This window comes from Parasphingomonas halimpatiens (genome assembly GCF_036663795.1).
In the GTDB taxonomy this organism is placed as follows: domain Bacteria; phylum Pseudomonadota; class Alphaproteobacteria; order Sphingomonadales; family Sphingomonadaceae; genus Sphingomonas.
On sequence record NZ_JAXOJP010000007.1, the window covers coordinates 68,719 to 88,995 of the forward strand.

Genomic DNA, 20,277 nt, shown 5'->3' on the forward strand with positions numbered 1-20,277 from the left:
ATGCGGCTGCTGACCGTCACCCATTTCTATGAGCAGCATGGCGGCGGGATCGAGCGCGTCGCCGGCCAGCTCAATCGTCGCTTCGTCGCGCAGGGCCATGACGCCAGCTGGGCCGCCGCTGCCGAGGGCGCCATGCCCGACGCAACAACCGCTACGCCGGTGGCGATGCCGTGCTTCAATGCGATCGAGCGCCTCACCGGCCTGCCGATGCCGATCCCGGGCGTCACCGCATTGCGCCGCCTCGCAAAGGCAGTGCGCGATAGCGACGCCGTCGTCGTTCACGACGCGCTCTATCTCAGCTCGATTGCGGCGGTGCTGCTTGCCAAACGCCATCGCAAGCCGGTCGTGCTGATCCAGCACATCGCCGGCATTCCCTTCGTCAATCCGCTGCTCAAGCGCGTGATGGCGCTGGCCAACCGGCTGGTCACGCGGCCGATGCTGCGCGCCGCCGACCAGGCCGTGTTCATCAGCGACACCGTCCGCGATGCGTTCGCCGGGGTTGCCACGAAGCGTCCGCCGCTGCTGCTGTTCAACGGGGTCGATACGACGATCTTCCGGCCGGCGCCTACCGCCGTCGGCGCTGCGACGCGTGCCGAACTTGGCATGACCGACGACAGGGCGCTGCTGCTGTTCGTCGGCCGCTTCGTCGAGAAGAAGGGGCTCGCCATCATCCGCCGCGCGGCGGCGGCCCGGCCCGACTGGCAGGTCCTGCTTGCCGGCCATGGCCCGATCGACCCGCTCGCATGGGGCCTCCCCAACATCCGCGTGCTGCACGACCGCTCGGGCCCGTCACTCGCGGCGTTGTACCAGGCCGCCGACATGCTGATCCTGCCGAGCGTCGGCGAGGGCTTTCCGCTCGTCGTGCAGGAAGCGATGGCGTGCGGCCTGCCCGTCATCTGCGGCGCTGAAACCAGCGGCGCCGACCCGCAGGCGCGGCGCTGGCTGTCGCCGGTCGAGGTCGATCTTCGCGACCCCGACGCATCGGCCATGCGCCTCATCACTGCCGCCGATACCCTCAAGATGAGCGACGACGACCGCAGAGCGATGAGCCGCTATGCCAGCGCGAGCTATGACTGGTCGGCGATGGCCGCGCGCATCACCGAGTCGGCTTATTTCGCGAAGGCGACGATGCGGCACCCGGCCGACCGCGCGGCATCCTCCAGCGCGGTGTAGTCGGGGGTCGTCACCGGCGCCGGTTCATCGAACGCGGACGTCAGCCCGCCCAGCTGCGCCGCACCGAGAAAGGCGATCGACCCGCCCCGGCACAAGCCGGCGATCTGCTCCGGCGCGACCTGATGGCCGAGCAGCACCCAGGGCCGGTTCGAGAAATCCGGGCGGTTGAGCACCAGGTCCTGCGCGAACGGCGCGGCCCTGTCGTCGACGATCACGACCCGCGCCGCGACCGCGTCGCGCTGCGCGGCGACCGCGGCGAAGGGCGCGACGATGCGCCGCGCCATCACGGCATGGAGCGGCACGAGCAGCGCGATGCTCGCCAGCGTTGCACCCGCGAACGCCGTCACCGGCGCCCGCCCGCGCTCCTCGAGCTTGCGCCAGCCATAGCCGCCGAGCAGGCAGGCATTGCCGATCACGCCGTGGAGATAGCGATAGCCCCAGCCATGCCCCTGATAGGGCAGCAGGATCAGCAGGATCGCGACCGGCAGGATCAGCCCCATCGCGAGCGCGCGGGCCACCGGGTCGACATTCCAGCACCGCCAGATGCCATAGCCGGCGAGCGGCACGAGCAGCAGATGCTGCCAGGCGACGAAGCGCACCAGATTGGCCGCCATCAGCCCGACGCCCCACAGGTGCAGCCCCGCCACGGCGTGCCGGAAGCGCTCGACATAACCGACGCCGGACACGGCGGTCGTCGCGGCTGCCGGCAGCGCACCATGCGCGCTGATCCATAGCGGCCAGCCGAGCCAGAACAGCCCGATCGCGGCATAGGCCGCGCCATAGACCAGCAGCAGGCGCCATTTCTTCTCGGCGAGCAGCCAGGCGAGGAACGGCAGCACGAACAGCGGGTGGAACAGCGGCTGGTGCAGCCCGGTGGCGACGAAGCCGATCACGATCGCCGCGCCATGCGCCCAGCGTCGATCCTTGAGGAACAGACACAGCCACAACAGGTTCAACCCGAGATGCGCGCTCATCGCATAGGCGGTCATGGCGGTGATCCAGATCTGCGACGATCCGGCATAGAGCAGCAGCGCGACGATCTGGCTCGCCGGCGATGTCGGCCACAGCCGCGCGGCGATGCGCCACAGCGCGATAGCGCCGACCGCCACCAGCACCGGCCCGGCGAGGCTCGCATCGCCGAGCCGCAGGAAGATCGCACGGATCGCCGCGTTCATCGGCAGATAGGCCGACACCCATGCCTCGTGCTGGCCGATCGGCAGGATGAAGGTCTGGTTGAAGCTTTCCGCCATGCCGCGCAGCTGCGCCGGGATTACCGCGAACAGGTGACCGCCCGCGAAGATCGTCGCGTCGAACGTCACCATCTGTTCGTCGCGGCTGAAGTCGTAGCGCCCGAACACCAGCCGCGCGCCGAGCCAGCAGCCGAGCGGCACGATCACCGCCGTCACGAGCGCCACCATGCGTGGCGAAAGGTTGGGCATGGCGCTCCGCCGCCGCATCGGTATCCAGGCGAGCGCCGTGGCCGCCGCAGCGATCAGCGCGATGGCCAGATCCTGCCGCAGCAGCAGAAAGCGCGCCATGCCGTCATTGTCGGCGGCGGGCAGATCGTGCGGCGCGAACAGCCAGCCAAGCGCGATCAGCAACAGCAACAGGCCGGCCGCGCCGACACTGACGCGCCGATAGTCCCGCTTGATGCCCCGTTCGTCCATGCCGGCCCCCCGCGACCTACCCGCCGCTCACACGATCAGGTCATAGCGCCAAGTTCGGCCCGGTCATCCCGCCAAATCGCCGGCCAGTGCCTGGGCGACCGCTGCCTCGGCATGGATCGCGGTGGTGTCGAACAACGGCACCGCACTGTCCTCCGCCCCTATCAGCAGCATGATCTCGGTGCAGCCGAGAATGATCGCCTCGGCACCATCGTCGATCAGTCGGGCGATGACCTGGCGATAGACTTCGCGCGATGCCGGCGCGACGATGCCGGCAACCAGCTCCTCATAGATGATGCGGTGGACGCGCCGCCGGTCGTCCTCGGCCGGCACGATCACATCGAGGCCAAAACGCTCGGTGAGGCGGTCGCGATAAAAGGCCTGTTCCATGGTGAAGGCGGTCCGAGCAGCCCGACGCGGCGGTGGCCGGCGGCGACGATCCGCGCCGCGGTGGGATCGGCGATGTGCAGCAGCGGGATCGATACGCTGGCGGCGACCACATCAGCCACCTTGTGCATCGTGTTGGTGCAGATCAGGAACAGGTCAGCGCCGCCCCGTTCCAGCCGCGTGGCGGCGTCGATCATCGCCGCGGTCAGCGCGTCCCAGTCGCCGGCATGCTGGAGTCGCTCGATCTCGCCGAAATCGACCGAGAACATCAGGCTGCGCGCCGAATGCACGCCGCCGAGCCGCGTGCGCATCGTCTGGTTGATCAGCCGGTAATATTGCGCCGAGCTTTCCCAGCTCATTCCACCGATAAGGCCGATCGTCAGCATGTCCGTGATATACTCCTTCATCGAATCCCGTATCGGCTCGCCATGATCTTCGCCATCCGGGATGGCGGCGATTGACGAAACTTTGCCGAAGCCCATTCCCCCCGCGCCGCAACCCGTGTAGCGCCGCCCGCCCATGCCGAATCCCCCACCCTTCACGCTCGGTCTCGATTTCGGGACGACGAACTCGGTCGTCGCGATGGCGCGCGGCGGCGTGTCCGATCTCGTCCAGCTTGCCACGCCGCATGGCCCAGAAGCGGCGTTCCGCTCGGCGCTGTGCCTCTGGGAAGAGGACAGCGTGCCCGGCGGCGTCGCGGTCGACGCCGGCCCCTGGGCGATCGCCGAATATCTCGAATTCCCGCAGGGCAGCCGTTTCCTGCAATCGTTCAAGTCGGTCGCGGCGAGCGCGACCTTCGAGCATGCCACGGTGTTCGACAAGCGCTACCGCTTCGAGGATCTCGGCCGCCTGTTTCTCGACAAGATGGCGGCGCGGGCCGGTGGCGCACTGTCCGGCGCGGCGCGCATCGTCGTCGGCCGGCCGGTCGAATATGCCGGGCACCGCCCCGACGAGGCGCTGGCGCGGCGGCGCTACGACATGATGTTCGGCGCGTTCAGCGAGGTGCACTATGTCTATGAGCCATTGGGCGCCGCGTTCAGCTATGCCTCGCGCATCACCGAACCGGCGACGATTCTCGTGGCCGATTTCGGCGGCGGCACCAGCGACTTCTCGGTCGTGAGGATTGCCGCGCCGGGCGCCGCGCGACGCTGTGAACCGCTCGGCCATGCCGGCGTCGGGATTGCCGGCGACCGGTTCGATGCGCGGATCATCGATCATCTCGTCATGCCGCTGCTCGGCAAGGGCGGCTCGTATCGCTCGTTCGACAAGATCCTCGAGATCCCGCGCGGCCATTTCGCCGACTTTGCCGACTGGTCGCGGCTCGCGCTGATGCGCAATCGCCGCACGCTCGCCGAGCTGGAAAAGCTGCGCCGTTCCGCGCTCGACCCCGATGCGATCGGCCGGATGATTGCGGTGATCGAGGAGGAACTGGGTTTCCGGCTCTATGAGGCGGTCGGGCAGGTCAAGCGCGACCTGTCGGCGGCGGAGACGGCGCATTTCCACTTTGCCGGCGCCGGCCTGGCGATCGAGGCGGATGTCACGCGCGCCGATTTCGAAGGCTGGATCGCCCCCGATATCGCGCGGATCGAAGCGGCGGTCGACCGTGCGCTGGCGATGGCGGCGGTCGAGCCGGCGACGATCGACCGCATCTTCCTGACCGGCGGCTCCTCGCTGACGCCGCGCATCCGCCGCCTGTTCACCGATCGCTTCGGCGAAGCGCGCATCGCCAGCGGCGGCGAATTGACCTCGATCGCGCACGGCCTGGCGCTGATCGCCGAGCAGGACGACCTCGCCGCCTGGGCAGCATAAACCGATATTCCGTCGTAGAGGGAAAGTAACGCACCAGAAAAGCGCCGTTCGCCGTCAAGTTCTGCCGGCATTTTGCGAGGGGACGGGGTGCGGCTTTCGGGCCGGTCCATCGTGCTATGCGCAAAGAATTAGCGCGCTATCGCCCGCCAGGTCCAACAATTCATCACTGTCGAGCGAGGCTCAATCGACAGTAGCGGCGGCGCCGACGACCTGATTTCCGGCACCCATTATGCGAATAGCCTCAACTATTCCTCGCCACGTCATGGCTGTCGGGCCGGCGCGGGGCGCCGAATACCAACAGGTGGTCAGCCATCAAAACCAACGATGCGAAAGAGCCGGCGGCACGCAACGGGATGCGCCGCCGGCGACGCTTATGACATGAACGCGTCGCGAGTGAATCGCCGCGAACATCAGAGCAGCGGGCTGACCAACCGCGCAATGTTCTCGACCACCTTGCGCCACCGCGGGCGCTGCCGCCAGGTTGCGAGGTCGAGATGCTCGCTGTCGGCGATGCAGCGCCGCTGGATCGCCTCGACCTGCGCGACGGATGCGTCGTCGAGCAGCAACAGGCTGGCTTCCTCGTTGAGCTGGAAGGAGCGCAGATCGACATTGCTCGACCCGACGATCGCCATCCGCCCGTCGATGCTGATATTCTTGGCGTGGAGCAGATAGTCGCGGAACAGGTGGATGCGGATGCCGGCGGCGAGCAGATCGTCATAATAGGAACATTGCGCGAGGTTGACGAGCCGCTGGTCGACGACGGCGGAGACCACCACATCGACCGTCACGCCACGCGCCGCCGCAGTACGCAGCGCGCCGAGCACGCTGTCGTCGGGGATGAAATAGGGCGAGACGAGGATCGCACGGCTGTGCGCCCGGTGGAGCTGCCACACCAAAAGCGTCTCGAACCCCTCGAGCGGATAATCCGCGCCGCTCGGCAGGATCTGCAGCACGGCATCACCGGCCGGCGCGGCGAGCGTCGGCGGAGCGCCGGGGTCGGTCTCGGTCTCGAGGAACCAGTCGCCGCGGATCACCGCCGCCATTGCCGCGACCGCCGGGCCGGTCACCCGCGCGGCCAGTTCGCGGTTAGTCACGCCGGGTCGGAAATCCTTGGCGACGATATTCTGCGAGCCGGCATAGCCGATGCGGCCGTCGATCGTGAACAGCTTGCGGTGGTTGCGCATGTCGCGGCGCGTGCGGCCGCGCCACAGATGGAAGGCCAGCGCCTCGTGCGTCTCGACCCCGGCGGCGCGCAGCTTGGCCACCGTGTCGCGCCGCCAGCGATGCGACCCGACCGGATCGAGCATCACGCGGCAGCGCACACCGCGCGCCACCGCGCGGCCCAGCGCGGCGATCACCGTCTGGCCGGTCGCGTCGTCGGCGAAGATATAGACGAGGATATCGACCGCTTCTTGCGCCGCGTCGATATCGGCGACCAGCCGCGCGATCACCGCGTCATAATCGTCGATCAGCGCGACGGCATTGTCGGCGATCGCGGGCAGATGGCCGAGCGTCTCGGCCAGCGCGGCGAGCGGCGCATCGTCACCGATATCGCGCGGCGCCGCCTCGCGCAGCGTCGCCGCGACGCGCTGGAAATAGGGCAGCAAGGCGAGGAAGCGCCGCGTGCGCCAGGCCGGAAAGCTCGGCCGCCCGATCATGAGAAAGACCAGCAGCCCGAACAACGGCAGGAAGAAGATCAGCAGCAACCAGCCCGTCGCCGCCGCCGGCTTGCGCCGCATCGGCACGACGATCAGCGCGCCGATCCGCACGATCCATTCGAGCACATAATAAGCGGTGCCGAGATCGGCCGGCAGGTACGCCATGGGGTTCATGCACGGAACCATCGCAGAGCCGCGCCGAAAGGCAAAGCGCGCCGCGACGTGCGGGGGCTAAAGCATCGCACACATTTCCGGATCGATCGCACCTCGCTCATCTTCCCTTCCCCGGCGAAGGCCGGGGTCCAGTTGGGGGACGGTGCGACGAACGTTGCCGATCATCAAATCTGTCATCGCAACTGGGCCCCGGCCTTCGCCGGGGAAGCAAGGTAGAGAAATCGGCCAGCACGTTTCGCGGCGAGATTTCACGCAGCCCGCGGGGGCTAGCCCCGCTCCGGCCCATAGGCCCGGGTCGGCGCGCCCTGATAGCGCGTCGCGGGGAGCAGATGTTCCTGCTTCATGATCACACTGTGCGGACCGACATGCGCGCCGTCGCCGATCACCGCGCCGTATAGCGGCACCGTGCCGGCAGCCACCGTCGCGCCGGCGCCGATGCGGACCTTGTCGACCTTGAGCACGCGATCCTCGAAGGTATGCGCCTGGAACATCGCGCTAACCGTCGCGCCGGCGCCGATCTCGATCATGTCGGGGTCGACGACCTGGGCGAATTGCGGCCCGAGCACCGCGCGCCGGCCGATCCTGAGGCCCATCAGGCGGAGATAGACCGGCAGGAGGAAGGTGCCCTCGAGGCCCTGGAGCAACAGGCTCGCATATTTGGCCCAGGCGACATAGACGAAGTCCCAGCGGCTGCACCAGCAGGACCATAGCGCATGCTGCCCCGGCTTCACCCGCCCGATCAGCGCCCATTTAAGCAGCAGCACCGCGAGGCACAGCGCGACCGGCGGGATGAGCGTGATCAGCGGCACGACCAGCCCGACAAACAGCGCCGGATTGGGCACGGCGGCCGCGCTGCGCGTCAGCAGCGCGTACCACGCCACCGTCAGCAACAGCGGCCCGACCGGCAGCACGAAGCGCAGCACCTCCCAGGACAGGCGGTTGATATAGCGGATCGTCGAGGGCTCGTGCGTCAGGCTGCGGTCCATTTCGACCACCTCGCGGCGCGGCAGGACGAAGCTGGGATGGCCGAAGCGCGCGCCTCCCTTGGCGATCGTCGCCGGATCGACCGGCGTGGCGACGCCGTACAAGATGTCGTCGGGGAGCTGCGCCCCGGCCGGGACGACGACGTGATTGCCGAGGAAATTGTTCGCGCCGATCCGCGTTGCGCCGAGCATCACGCTGCCGCGGCTGACCAGCGCGCCGCCGAGATAGATGCCGTCGGCGAAGAAGGTATCGCGGCCGATCTCGACCAGCTCGGGCACCACATCGAGGATCGTGCTGATCTCGCAGCCCGTGCCGATCGCCATACCGGCGAGCCGCAGCCAGCGCGGCCAGAACAAGGTCCCGCTGAGCCATTCGCCGGCGGCAATCAGCAGACCGGTCTTGAGCCAGACGCGGACGTAACCGGCGCTCCACCGGCCGATCACGCCGGGCATGACGCGGCCCATCGCGCGCGACAGCAAGGCGGTCCACAGCAAGGTCAGCGGCGTGGTCGCGACGGTCAGGCCGATCACGACCAGCGACAGGTCGAGGTCGAAGCGCGGATGATAGACCCAGCGCCAGATGTCGACCACGTCGACACCGGCAGCGGCACAGGCGGCAAGCGTGACGAGTTCGAGCGGCAGCGCGATGAGCAGTGCCAGCAATGCCTCGCTTGCGAGCATCAGCAGTCCATGGCGGAGCGGCGTGAGCGCTTGTGCCGCAGCGTCGGGCGCGGGGACGGCGGTTGCCAGTCCAGCGGGGCCGGCCGGGATGCCGTCCCAGCGCTCGCCCGCCGGGATCGCCATGTCTTCCGACAAGGTCGACAGTGCGGAAAGTTCGCTGCCCGCGCCCATCCGGCTGCCGCCGCTGAGCCCGGCCCGCGTCTGCACCGTCGCGCCGGCTTCCAGCGTGATCGATCCGATGACGATGTCGCCGCGATCGAGCTCAACCAGGCCGATGATGGCATCCTGGCCGATCGAGACGTCGTCGGCGATGTCGAGCAGGTCCCAGCCGCCGCGCCGCAGGTCGACGCCGCGATGGATATGCACGCGCCGGCCGATCCGCGCGCCGAGCGCGCGCAGCACGGCCTGCTGGAAGACGGTACCCTGCAGCAGCGACCATGGCACCAGCCGCACCGCCTGCAGCACGACCCAGTGGCGCAGATAGAGCGTGCTCCACACCGGGGTGCGCACCGGCCGGTAGCGCCCCAGCACGAGCCGCTTGACGCCCACCGCAAAGCCTACCGAGAGCGGGACATAAGCGAGGATCGCGGCGAGGCTCAGCGCCGGGGCGAGCAGGATGAACGGGACCAGCCCGAGCTTGCCCATCACCGGCCGCAGCAGGCGGAAGGTCGCCGCCCAGCCCGCCCAAGAGGCAACGAACAGCATCATGACCAGCCAGCCGAACTGGACGATATTGGCGAGCAGCGGCCTTGCATGCCCCTCGCGCACCAGCGGGGCCTCGTCACGCGTCGCGACATCGACATGCCGCGCAAGCGACGCGGCGAGCGCGGCGATGCTGCGTGCCTCGTAGATGTCGCTCACGGTGACGGCCGATGTCACCGCATCGTCGCGTAACAAGGTCACGAGCAGCGCGGCGCGAAGCGAATCGCCGCCGAGATCCTCGAAGAAATCGGCGTGGATCGACACGCCGTCGGGCCGGCCGAGAATGTCGGCAAAGGCGGTAGCGAGGCGGCGCTCCATGTCGGTGCGCGGGGCAGTGATCGGCGACGGCGCCTCGGCGGCGGCCGCGAGCGGCAGCTTGGCGAGGGCGGCGCGGTCGAGCTTGCCGCCGACGCTGGTCGGCAATGCGGTGACGATGCCGATCTGCCTGGGCACCATATAGGCGGGAAGCGCCTCGCCCAGTTGCGTCTTTAATCGCTCGACGTCGAGCGTGGTGGCGTCGTCCGCTGGCACGACGAAGGCGACGAGCGTCTGCCCGCCCTGTTCGAGCACGCAGCAGCCGGCGGCGCGGACGCCGGCACACGCCGTGAGCCGCGTCTCGATCTCGCCCAGTTCGACGCGGTAGCCGCGCAGCTTGACCTGCGCGTCGATCCGCCCGTGATAATGGAAATCGCCCGCGGCATCGCGGTGGACGAGATCGCCGGTGCGATAGAGCCGGCCGAGGGTGGGATGGTCGACGAACTTCTCGGCGGTGAGGTCGGGGCGGTTGCGATAGCCGCGCGCCACGCCCGCGCCGCCGATGCACAGTTCGCCGTGTGTGCCATCGGCGACCGGGTGAAGCGTCTCGTCGAGTACCCAGGCGCGCATTCCCAAGATCGGTGCGCCGATTGTCACCGGCTGCCCGACGATCACGTCACCGCGCAGGCAGGTCACCGCGCCCTCGGTCGGGCCATAGCCGTTGACCATATGGCGCCCCGCCGCCCACAGATCGGCGAGATCGCCGGGCAGCGCCTCGCCACCGACATAGAGCAGGCGCAGCTCGGGCAAGGCCGCCTGCGGATCGCTGCAGCCGCTGCTACGCAGCAAGGTCGGCGGCGGGCAGAACACCGTCGCGCGCTCGTCGCGCAGCCAGCCGATGATATCGGGGCCGAGCCGCGCCGCGGCATCGTCCATCACCACCAACGCGGCGCCGGCGGCGAAGGCCAGCCAGGTCTCCTCGATCGACGAATCATAGGCCGAGGACGAACCCTGCACCACGCGGTCGTCGCAGCCGAGCGCAAAGGCGGCGATGTCGGAGGCGACGAGATTGGCGATGTTGCGATGTTCGATCATTACCCCCTTGGGGGTGCCGGTCGTGCCCGAGGTATAGATGACATAGGCCAGCCGCGCCGGGTCGAGCGCGGCGGGCAAGGGCGCTTCGGGGGCATCGCAAGGATCATCGACGTCGACGATCATGTCGCGCGACAGGCCCATCGCGGAGAGCCGCGCGGCGCCGGCGCTATCAGTTACCACCGCTACCGCGTCGGCATCGGCGAGAATCTCGCGCATCCGCGCGTCGGGGAAAGCCGGGTCGAGACAGGTGAAGGCGCCGCCGGCCATCAGCACGCCAAGCTGCGCGGCATAGAGCAGCGGCGTGGTGCGCGGCACCAGCAGTGCGACGATCCGTTCGGCATCGCCGATGCGCGTGGTCAGCCGACGCGCGAGCAGCGCCGCATCGCGATCGAGATCGGCATAGGTCAGCGTCCGGCGGGCAGATCGTCCGCGGCCGGGCGGTATGTCGATCGCCACGCGATCGGGCCAGCGCGCGACCGTTCGCGCGAAGAAATCATGCAGGACCAGCGGTTCGTCGGTCGGGCCCGGTGCAAGCCCGGCGCCTGGATTCATCAGGTTCATTCCATCCCCCGCCGCGAGCGATACGCATGCTGCGGCCGTCGCGCAATGTAGGGGATCACCGCAACGCCGGGCTCAGTCGGGGGCGACGCGACGCACCAGCGCCGGCAGATGCCAGCCCAGCGCGCCGGCGCGATAGACATAGCTGGCCAGCAGCGCGAGCCAGATACCTGTCGCCCCCCATGGCCGCAGCGCAAGGTCGGTGACGATGTACAGTCCGGTCGAGACGATCGCCGCGTTGCGCAACGCGCGGCCCTGCGTCGCGCCAATGAAGATGCCGTCGAGCAACCAGGCGGGAAAGCCGATCAGCGGCAGGATGACGACGAGCGGCAGCAGCGCGATCGCCTGGTCGCGCACCCCGCCATCCACCACCACCAGCCGGATGCTCGGTGCGCCGAGCAGCGCGATCAGCACACCCGACAATATGGCGACGCCGAACGAGAATTCCGCCGTCAGCCGGATCGCGCGCAGCAATGTCTTCCGCGACCCCGCACCGAGCGCATGGCCGACCCGGCTTTCGGCGGTGAAGGCGAAACCATCGAGGATGAAGGCGACCAGCCCGACCGCCTGCATCAGCACCTGGTTGGCGGCGAGCGGCGTCGCGCCGAGCCGCGCCCCGGCATTGGCGAACCACGAGAACAGGACCAGCAGCGCGATCGTACGGATCATGATGTCGCCATTGACCGCGAACAACCGCCGGAGCGCGGCGGGGTCGATCAGCCGGGCGCGGTCCTTGAGTGCATGGAGATGCGGCCGCACCAGCCACAGCCCGGTGGCGAGTGCGATCCACTCGGCCGAGGAGGTGCCCAGCCCGACACCACGCGCGCCCATGTGCCAGTGCCAGACGAACAGGATGTCGAGCGCGGCATTGGCAAGGTTCATCACGATCTGCAGCGCGAGCGCCGCGCGGGTCCGCCCCAGCCCGAGCAGCCAGCCATTGATCGCGAACACCGCCAGCCCGGCGGGCGCGCCGAAGAAGCGCGCGGCGATGAACGGCCCGGCCGCCGCATGGACCGCGCCGCCGCCGGCGAAGATCGCCAGCGCGAGCGGAATCAGCACCAGCTGCAGCGCGAACAGCACGGCGCCGACCGCCAGGCCGATACCGAGCCCACGCACCAGCAGCGCATCGACCTCGGCCGAATCGCCCGCACCGCCCGCCTGCGCGGTCATCCCGGTCATGCCCATGCGCAGGAAACCGAAGCTCCAGAACAGGAAGTTGACGATCGTCGCCCCGAGCGCGACCCCGGCCAGCGTTGCCGCGTCGCCGGTCCGCCCGATCACCGCGGTATCGACGATACCGACCAGCGGCACCGTCGTCTGGCCGAGCATGATCGGCCACGCCTGGGCGAAGATCGAGCGGCGGGTGATGGCAGTGGGGTGCATCGCCGGCTCCTAGATGGTCTCTGTATGCGCTGCTAGACTTTGGGGGTCACGAGTCGGAGAGATCCATGGCGACGACCAACAAGACGCAGCCGACCGCGGTCAGCGTCGCGGCGTTCCTCGACAGGGTCGAACCCGACCAGCGCCGCGCCGATGCCGAGATCGTCATCGACCTGATGGCACGCGTGTCGGGTGAGCCGGCGACGATGTGGGGACCGTCGATCATCGGCTTCGGTGTGAACCGCTATCGTTATGAGAGCGGGCGCGAGGGCGAGATCTGCCGGATCGGTTTCTCACCGCGCAAGGCGCAGCTCGTCTTCTATCTCGGTACGAGCTTTCCCGATCGCGATGCGATGCTCGCCGTGCTCGGCAAGCATTCGACCGGCAAGGGGTGCCTCTACGTCAAGAAGCTCGCCGATGTGGACATGGCCGTGCTCGAGCGGATGGTCGCGGCGTCCTGGGCGCACAAGGGGCCCAACGACGTCGCCTGATGCGCGAGGTCAGCCGCGCAGGCGACGTTCTTCCTCAATCATGTAATCGCGCGTGATCGGCAGGGCGTTGCGATCGCGGACGAACTGATATTGGTGATTGACCAGCGCGCCGTTGAGGAAGCTGATGTACGAGCCGGCGAGATACCAGGTCCATAGCCGGTAGAAGCGCTCGTCATAGAGCTCGACGATCGCGTCGTGTTCCGCGACGACGCGATCGTACCAATGCCGGATCGTATAGGCATAATGCAGCCGCAGCGTCTCGACGTCGGAGACGAACCAGCGCATCTGCTGGCTTGCCGTCAGCACCTCGGACATTGCCGGGATATAACCGCCGGGGAAGATATATTTGGCGGTAAACGGGTCGGTGACGTTGGGCCCGTTGGCGCGCCCAATGGTGTGGATCAGCATCACGCCATCGGGCTTTAGCAGTTCATGGCACTTGCGGAAAAACGTGGTGTAATGCGGCGTCCCGACATGCTCGAACATGCCGATCGACACGATGCGGTCGAAGGTGTCGGTGACGTGGCGATAATCGATCAGTTCGAAGCGGACCTTGTCAGCGACGCCGGCATCGGCTGCGCGGCGCTGCGCGACCTTGAGCTGTTCCTCGGACAGCGTGATGCCGAGTACCTCGACACCGAGTTTTTCGTGCAAATAGAGCGCGGTGCCGCCCCAGCCGCAGCCGATGTCGAGCACCGTCATACCCGGCTTGCACGCCAGCTTGGCCGCGATATGCGCCTTCTTGTCCATCTGTGCCTGTTCGAGGCTGTTCGACGGATCGGTGAAATAGGCGCAGCTATATTGCCGGTCGGCATCGAGGAAAAGTTCGTAGAGCTTGTCCGACAGGTCGTAATGGTGCGCGACATTGCGCTTGGACTTGCGCACCATGTTGTAGCGAGCGATCTTGAAGCGCAGGCGACCCCAGGCCTTGCCCATGAAGCTGGCATCGAGCGCGTTGCTGCCCAGCTCGTAGCGATTGTTGCTGGTCATCAGCACCAGCAGGTCGCGAACGTCACCCTGCTCGATCAGCAGCCGGCCGTTCATGAACATCTCGGGTGTGCCGACGCTGGGATCGCGCAGCACCGCGCGGATCGCGCCATTGTCGGTGAAGCGCAGCGCGACCTCGCCAAGCTCGGCATCGGGGGTGCCGAATCGGCTCGTCTTGCCGTTGGGGTAGGTGATGGTGAGGACGCCGCGTTTGATCGCGCGTGACAGAAACATATCGAGCAGGGCCATGGCGTTGCGTTATCGCCGCATTGCGGCAAAGATAAGCCCTGAGATTGGCCGCAGGTGCGACATCGTCGCGATTTTGTCAGATTCCGGCGTACCAATCGTAATCGACATTATCTTCCCAATAGCCGCCCTTGCCCTTGCCGATGCCGTCGAGCGAGGCAACGGCGTCGATTTTCATGACATATTTGGCGTGCTTGTAGCCAAGCTGGCGCTCGACGCGCAGCCGCACCGGCGCGCCGTGGCCGACGCTCAGCGGCGCATCATTGAGCGCCCAGGCGAGGATGGTCTGCGGGTGGAAGGCATCGATCAGGTCGATCGATTCATAATAGGGGCGGCCGCCATACAGGTCGGCACAGGTGAAGACGACGAAGCGCGCGGTGTCGCGCACGCCTGCGGCTTTGAGGATCGTGCCGAGCAACGGCCCGTGCCATTTGCCGATCGCGCTCCATCCCTCGACACAGTCATGCCGCGTGATCTGGGTGCGGGCCGGGATCGCGCGCAATTGCGCGAGCGAGAGCGACAGCGGGGTGGCGACGAGCCCGCCGACCTTGAGTTGCCAGCCGGCAAAATTCTCGCCGACCATCGCATTGTAATCGGGCGTGTTGGGGTTGGCGGTGCCGTTGGTACGGAAGAAGGGCGACATCTGGTCGGGGCGGAATTCGGCCGCCAAAGCGTGGCGCGCGGAGAGCGAGCGCTGCAGCCCCTGGTTGATCTTCTCGCCCGAGAACAGGATCTTGCGGAAAGCGGGCTGTTCGGCAAGCTTGTCGCAGCCGCTCAGCACGAGCCCCGCGCCCAGCGCACCGCTGGTCAGCACCGTCCGGCGCGTGATGATCCCGCTCATGACTTTTCCTCCGGCACCCGCCAGCGCCCGGTGATCATCGAACGCACTTCGTTGATCGGTCCGGCGAGCAGGACGAGGACGAGGTGCACGACGATGAAGATGACGATGCCCGTCGCGGCGATGAAATGCACCGAACGCGCCGAGGCCCGGCCGCCCATAAGGTCGAGCAGCCACGGCCAGGCGGCGTCCATCGCCGGAGACAGCGTCAGCCCCGACAGGATCATCGCCGGGATCAGCACGAAGATCACCGACACATAGGCCAGCTTCTGGAAGATGTTGTAGGCGGTCGGGTTCTTCGGATCGTGGAAGCGCAGCGCGAGATGTTCCGTCACGTCATGCCACAGGTGCCGCGGCGCCAGCTCGCCGGCGCGGACGCGCAGGTCGCGCTGGAAATGACGGTTGACGAGGCTGGCGATCATGTAGCCGAGCAGCCCGAAGCCAAGCACCAGCGCGAACAGCAGGTGCCAGCGCCGCGCGATCGCGAGATTATAATGGCTCGGCAGCGTCAGCCATGACGGCATGTGCGGCGGATTGTACCAGGGGTGGTCGGCATTGGCGCCGTAATTGCCCCAATAGAGATGCGGGTGGGCATTGAGGATCGTCGCCCCGCTGCCGATCATGATCAGGATCGTGATCATGTTGATCCAGTGCCACAATCGCGTCGCGACGCGGTGGCGATAGATCGTCGCCGGCGCCGGTGGCGCAACGTCCTGCGGTGCCGGATCGTCGAGAATGGCGCTTTCCCCTGTCATCGTGCACGCAGCGTACAGCAATGACTGCGCGCCGTGAACGCCGCTTGGGATAGCGCTGGACGAAAAGGCACCATTTGGACGACCCGTGACACGCGTGGCCCTTGGCAAGCGCCGCGCAGGCTCAAAGTCGCCTCTCGTCCGGGACCGTCCCTCTCCCGCGATGGGAGAGGGGCGAAGGTTTACCGATCGCGTCGTCCGAGTAGCCGCAGGCGCAGCGCGTTGAGCTTGATGAAGCCCGCCGCGTCGCGCTGGTCATAGGCGCCCTGATCGTCCTCGAAGGTGACGACCTTTTCCGAATAGAGCGAGAAGGGCGACTTGCGGCCGATGACATAGACCCCGCCCTTGTACAGCTTGAGCCGCACCGTGCCGGTGACCTTGTCCTGGCTGTGGTCGATCGCCGCCTGCAGCATCTCGCGCTCGGGCGAGAACCAGAAGCCGTTATAGACCAGCTCGGCATAGCGCGGCGCGAGCTCGTCCTTGAGATGCGCGGCGCCGCGATCGAGCGTCAGCTGCTCGATGCCGCGATGCGCGAGGTGATAGATCGTGCCGCCCGGGGTCTCGTACATGCCGCGCGACTTCATGCCGACGAAGCGGTTCTCGACCAGGTCGAGCCGGCCGATGCCGTGCTTGCGGCCGAGATCGTTGAGCTTCGCCAGCAACGTCGCCGGGCTCATCCCCTCGCCGTTGATCGCGACGCCGTCGCCATGCTCGAAATCGACCGTGATGATCTCGGGCAGGTCGGGCGCGTCCTCGGGGTTGACGGTGCGCGAATAGACATAGTCGGGCACCTCCTCCCACGGATCCTCGAGCACTTTCCCTTCCGACGAGGTGTGCAGGATGTTGGCGTCGGTCGAGAAGGGTGCCTCGCCGCGCTTGTCCTTGGCGACCGGGATCTGGTGCTTCTCGGCGAATTCGATCAATTTGGTGCGGCTGGTCAGGTCCCATTCGCGCCACGGCGCGATGACTTTGATGTCGGGCGCGAGCGCGTAATAGCCGAGCTCGAAACGGACCTGGTCGTTGCCCTTGCCGGTCGCGCCATGGCTGACGGCGTCGGCGCCGACCTGGCGCGCGATATCGATCTGGCGCTTGGCGATCAGCGGCCGGGCGATCGAGGTGCCGAGCAGGTACAGCCCCTCATACAGCGCGTTGGCGCGCATCATCGGGAAGATATAGTCGCGGACGAATTCCTCGCGGACGTCGTCGATGAAGATGTGCTCGGGCCTGACGCCGGCCTGCTCGGCCTTGCGCCGCGCCGGCTCGAGCTCCTCGCCCTGGCCGAGATCGGCGGTGTAGGTGACGACCTCGCACTGATAGGTCTGCTGCAGCCATTTCAGGATCACGCTGGTGTCCAGTCCGCCCGAATAGGCGAGGACGACGCGGTTGATCTTGTCGGACATGGGCACGGCTCCGGTGGCGGGGAATGGCGGCGCGGCTCTAGGGGGTAGGGGCGGAAATGGCAACGTTTCGGGGAGCAAGCCGACACATAGATCAACGAGCGACTGCGGCGTCGGGTGCCGCGGTCGCTCGCGGCCCGCATAGTGACTCGATCGACGGGGGCAGCGACGCTATTGCCGCGCGATGCAGCGCTCCCTGATCGTCGACCCCGGCATGGCTTCCGCGCTGCTGTCGGGGCGCAAGACGCAGGTGCGTGTCGGGGCGGGGACTCACATGGCGCGCTGTGTGCCTGGCGACCGGATATGGGTGCGCGAATCGTGCCTCGCCGCGCGGCACGCGGCGGGGCAAGACATCGTCACGACGCTGCGCAAGGCCGAGTTCGTCATCTTGCACGATGGCTGGCGACATTATCGCGATGGCCGTGGAACGCCGGGCCGGCGGCCGGGCGACACCGACTATAAGTGGATCGCCGCCTGGCACATGCCGCGCTGGGCGTCGCGCCTTACGCTCATCGTCGAGGCCGTGCGGCATGAGCGGCTCCAGCAGATCACGCGCGACGACATCCGTGCCGAGGGCGCGCGGCCGCTGTTCGGTGGATCGCTGTGGCGTTGGCCGCCACCGATTCCGGGCACGAGCCCGACGGCGCGGCGGGCGTTCGCGCGCTACTGGAACGTCAACCATCCGACGTCGGGCGAACGGTGGGAGGCCGATCCCGCTATCGCGGTGCTGACCTTTCGCGTCGCGCCCGGGCTCGCCTGATGCGGGCTCAGTTCGGCGCGGGCTCGTCGCGCGATTCGACCAGCGCGACGATCTCGAAGGCATGGCTTTTCCAGCCGCGCATCCGGGCGGCTTCCTCGGTCGCGGTGCGCTTCTTCTTCGCCTCGACAAGCGATTTGGTGTGGCCCCAGAAGATCTCGGTCTTGCCGTTGGCGAGGATCGCGACGATCCGCCAATAATGCGTCCAGGGATCGGCGGTCGGGCCGATCGTCTTGCTGTAGCCATCGGGCAAGGTCGCCGTCAGATAGCGCTTCTGTCGTGCCATAGCGCCGCCGCGCCTCAGCCATCCGCCGGCTGGGCGACCGTCGCGCCGCGGCGATCGGCACGCCGGGCCGACAGGATCATCGTCACCAGCAGGGGCACGGCAAGGAAGAGATAGAGTGCGACGCCGCGCCATGGCGACCAGCCCCACCAATCGCTCGGCAGGCTGGTGAGCTTGCCGCTGGCGAGGATTGATGCGTTGCGTTCCCACAGCGGAAAGTCGAAGCCGTCGGAGTCGAAGATGTCGGTCGTGGCGATGGCGAGGTTGAGCAGGATCGACAGGCCGAGCAAGGTCGCGGTGGCGCGCTTCGCCCAGCCGCTGCGCAGGCTCGCCCAGAACGGCGCCAGCCCAAGCGCGAGAAACGGAATTGCCACGACCGAATGGCGCGGTCCGGTCGAGGCGCCGCCGTCCCAATAGACATAGGAGGCATTGACCAGCAGCACGACCATCGCGACGCCCGCCGCGAGGATGCCGACATCGCGCGTTGCGGGGTTGCGGATCGTCCGGTCGAGCCCGATCGCGCCGAGCAGCAGCACCGGCGCCACCAGCAACAGGCCGCGGCGCGGCGAGAAGATGATCCTGAACAGGATGTCGGCCTTGGGATAGGTCAGGCCGAACAGACCCTGCTGCATGCCGTTGAAGCCGACCACGCCCTCATAACCAAGCTTGAACGGCGTGCCGAAGGCGAGCTGGTTGTAGAGCGCGAGCGGCACCAGCATCAGCAGCGCGACGACGACCGTCACGCCGTAGATCCGCCAGCGCCGGGCCGCGTCGAGCCGGCGCGTGCGCCACAGCGCCCACAGCCCGATCGCGACGCCGCCGAAGATCGCGGTGAATTCGACCTCCAATGCCCAGCCCAGCGCCGCGCCGGCCATCACCGGATAGCGCCAGCGGTCCAGCTCGCGCGGGCCGCCGGTGCCGCGCCACACCGCCCAGGTCGCGATCGTCAGCAGGGCGGCGACCGGGGCGTGGCCGAACAGCGTTGTCGACCAGCCCCACACGATCGAGCCCAGCGCATAACCGAGCGCGGCGACCAGCCCGGCGGTAACGCTGCCAGTAATGCCCGTGCCGAGATCGAACAGCAGCACGGCGGCAAAGGCGGTGAGCAAGGCGGTGCCGAACGCCACCGCGAGCTGCAGGCGCAGCGCGAGGAACTTCTCGAGCCTGGGGTTGGTGATGTCGATCACATAGTCGCGCGAGGTGGAATGGGTCGCGGCATTGGCGGCCCAGACCCATGGCACGGCCATCAGCGTCATGCCCGGCGCCTTGTCAATATAATGATGGTTGCCGAATTGCGCCTTGTCGATGGTCAGTGATTCGAAGCGGTCGATCCTGGCGTCATGCTGTTCGACCAGCGCCAGCGCGCCGAACAGCCTTGTCGCGTTGTTGGGATTGAGCGACCACGACCCGAACCAGACGCATGACAGCCAGACGAGCACGAACAGCCCCGCGGTGACGCCGTGCGACCCGCGCGTCATGCCCGCCCGCTCGCTCAAGCGAACAGCCAGCGACCGAGCAGCCGCCCGAAGGGCAGGGTGAAGAAACCCGCGACGAGCAATGCCCCGGTGACCATGCCGCGCACCGAGCGGCGGTGGCGGGCGATCTGATGGTTGCGCGCGGTCCACCAGATCAGCGGCGCTGCAACGATGACATAGGCCGAGATGATGTGGATGAAGCTCAGGCTGCCGTTGCGGCTGAGCCTGACGCCGAAGGAAATCACCGCGGTCAGGAACATCGCCGCGACCCAGACCTTGCCGAGCAGGCGGTGCAGCGCGTCGCCGCGCGGGCGCAGCAGCATCACCGGGGTCAGCGCCAGCGCGGGCAGGATGGTGGCGAGATGCGCCCAGACGAGCAACGGCACGCGCCCCCAATAGGGCATGCCACGGAGCAGGGCGGCGATGACGGTGAGCAACAACAGGATTGCCAGCGCGGAGAGGATATTCTCATAGGTGTCCGCCGCCAATGCCTGGCGCGGCGCCGCGTTTTCCATCACCGTCGCCATAACTT

General features: G+C 67.6%; 15 protein-coding genes and 1 pseudogene. 4 read left to right on the top strand and 12 right to left on the bottom strand.

All coding sequences use genetic code 11. The features are described from left to right. On the top strand, window positions 1-1,173 hold the full coding sequence (locus U1839_RS09610) for a glycosyltransferase family 4 protein (protein WP_332803424.1): 1,173 nt from the start codon (window positions 1-3) through the stop codon (window positions 1,171-1,173). On the opposite strand, the gene U1839_RS09615 is transcribed toward U1839_RS09610, so the two are convergent. Together U1839_RS09615 and U1839_RS09620 are read right to left on the bottom strand one after the other, a co-directional pair. Then, the gene (locus tag U1839_RS09615; RefSeq protein WP_332803425.1) at window positions 1,110-2,840 is read right to left on the bottom strand and encodes a glycosyltransferase family protein; all 1,731 of its coding nucleotides are present in this window, start codon (window positions 2,838-2,840) and stop codon (window positions 1,110-1,112) included. The two genes, U1839_RS09610 and U1839_RS09615, sit on opposite strands and share 64 nt — an antisense overlap. A 63-nt stretch (window positions 2,841-2,903) precedes the next feature. Further along, window positions 2,904-3,745, bottom strand: a pseudogene (locus U1839_RS09620) (aspartate/glutamate racemase family protein). Between U1839_RS09620 and U1839_RS09625 the strand changes: the two are divergent. Beyond that, window positions 3,744-5,033 (top strand): Hsp70 family protein, encoded by a 1,290-nt coding sequence (locus U1839_RS09625; RefSeq protein WP_332803426.1) that lies wholly within the window; start codon window positions 3,744-3,746, stop codon window positions 5,031-5,033. The pseudogene U1839_RS09620 and the gene U1839_RS09625 overlap by 2 nt on opposite strands. 410 nt (window positions 5,034-5,443) lie before the next feature. Here U1839_RS09625 and cls read toward each other — a convergent pair whose 3' ends face one another. The 3 genes from cls to U1839_RS09640 form a co-directional block, all read right to left on the bottom strand. Continuing rightward, window positions 5,444-6,856, bottom strand: a complete 1,413-nt coding sequence (cls, locus tag U1839_RS09630; RefSeq protein WP_332803551.1) for a cardiolipin synthase — start codon at window positions 6,854-6,856, stop codon at window positions 5,444-5,446. Between the two features lie 275 nt (window positions 6,857-7,131). Next, entirely contained in the window at window positions 7,132-11,142 is a 4,011-nt protein-coding gene (locus U1839_RS09635; RefSeq protein WP_332803427.1) for a non-ribosomal peptide synthetase, read from the bottom strand. Window positions 11,143-11,214: 72 nt separating this feature from the next. Beyond that, entirely contained in the window at window positions 11,215-12,522 is a 1,308-nt protein-coding gene (locus U1839_RS09640; protein ID WP_332803428.1) for an MATE family efflux transporter, read from the bottom strand. 65 nt (window positions 12,523-12,587) lie between these two features. On the opposite strand from U1839_RS09640, the gene U1839_RS09645 reads away from it, so the two are divergent. Further along, window positions 12,588-13,010, top strand: coding sequence for a DUF1801 domain-containing protein (locus U1839_RS09645; RefSeq protein ID WP_332803429.1), 423 nt, complete (start codon window positions 12,588-12,590; stop codon window positions 13,008-13,010). A 9-nt stretch (window positions 13,011-13,019) separates the two neighbouring features. Here the strand turns inward: U1839_RS09645 and U1839_RS09650 are convergent, their stop codons facing one another. The 4 genes from U1839_RS09650 to U1839_RS09665 form a co-directional block, all read right to left on the bottom strand. After that, the gene (locus U1839_RS09650; protein WP_332803430.1) at window positions 13,020-14,246 is read right to left on the bottom strand and encodes a class I SAM-dependent methyltransferase; all 1,227 of its coding nucleotides are present in this window, start codon (window positions 14,244-14,246) and stop codon (window positions 13,020-13,022) included. A 76-nt stretch (window positions 14,247-14,322) separates the two neighbouring features. After that, window positions 14,323-15,084 carry a molybdopterin-dependent oxidoreductase gene (locus tag U1839_RS09655; RefSeq protein WP_332803431.1) on the bottom strand — a complete coding sequence of 254 codons (762 nt, stop codon included), beginning with the start codon at window positions 15,082-15,084 and terminating at the stop codon, window positions 14,323-14,325. Then, window positions 15,081-15,722, bottom strand: coding sequence for a cytochrome b/b6 domain-containing protein (locus tag U1839_RS09660; protein ID WP_443030599.1), 642 nt, complete (start codon window positions 15,720-15,722; stop codon window positions 15,081-15,083). The genes U1839_RS09655 and U1839_RS09660 overlap by 4 nt, the downstream gene beginning before the upstream one ends. A 293-nt stretch (window positions 15,723-16,015) precedes the next feature. Then, window positions 16,016-17,233: an argininosuccinate synthase gene (locus U1839_RS09665; RefSeq protein WP_332803433.1), complete on the bottom strand. Its 1,218-nt coding sequence runs from the start codon at window positions 17,231-17,233 to the stop codon at window positions 16,016-16,018. A gap of 181 nt (window positions 17,234-17,414) precedes the next feature. On the opposite strand from U1839_RS09665, the gene U1839_RS09670 reads away from it, so the two are divergent. Then, window positions 17,415-17,990: a hypothetical protein gene (locus U1839_RS09670; RefSeq protein ID WP_332803434.1), complete on the top strand. Its 576-nt coding sequence runs from the start codon at window positions 17,415-17,417 to the stop codon at window positions 17,988-17,990. Between the two features lie 7 nt (window positions 17,991-17,997). Here the strand turns inward: U1839_RS09670 and U1839_RS09675 are convergent, their stop codons facing one another. The 3 genes from U1839_RS09675 to U1839_RS09685 are packed head-to-tail and all read right to left on the bottom strand — an operon-like array spanning window position 17,998 to window position 20,272. After that, a complete protein-coding gene (locus U1839_RS09675) occupies window positions 17,998-18,273 on the bottom strand; it encodes a hypothetical protein (protein ID WP_332803435.1) in 276 nt (91 codons plus the stop codon). A gap of 14 nt (window positions 18,274-18,287) precedes the next feature. Next, entirely contained in the window at window positions 18,288-19,748 is a 1,461-nt protein-coding gene (locus U1839_RS09680; RefSeq protein ID WP_332803436.1) for a glycosyltransferase family 39 protein, read from the bottom strand. A gap of 14 nt (window positions 19,749-19,762) precedes the next feature. Then, complete coding sequence (locus tag U1839_RS09685; RefSeq protein WP_332803437.1) at window positions 19,763-20,272, bottom strand: DUF2306 domain-containing protein; 510 nt, start codon at window positions 20,270-20,272, stop codon at window positions 19,763-19,765. Window positions 20,273-20,277 lie beyond the last annotated feature (5 nt).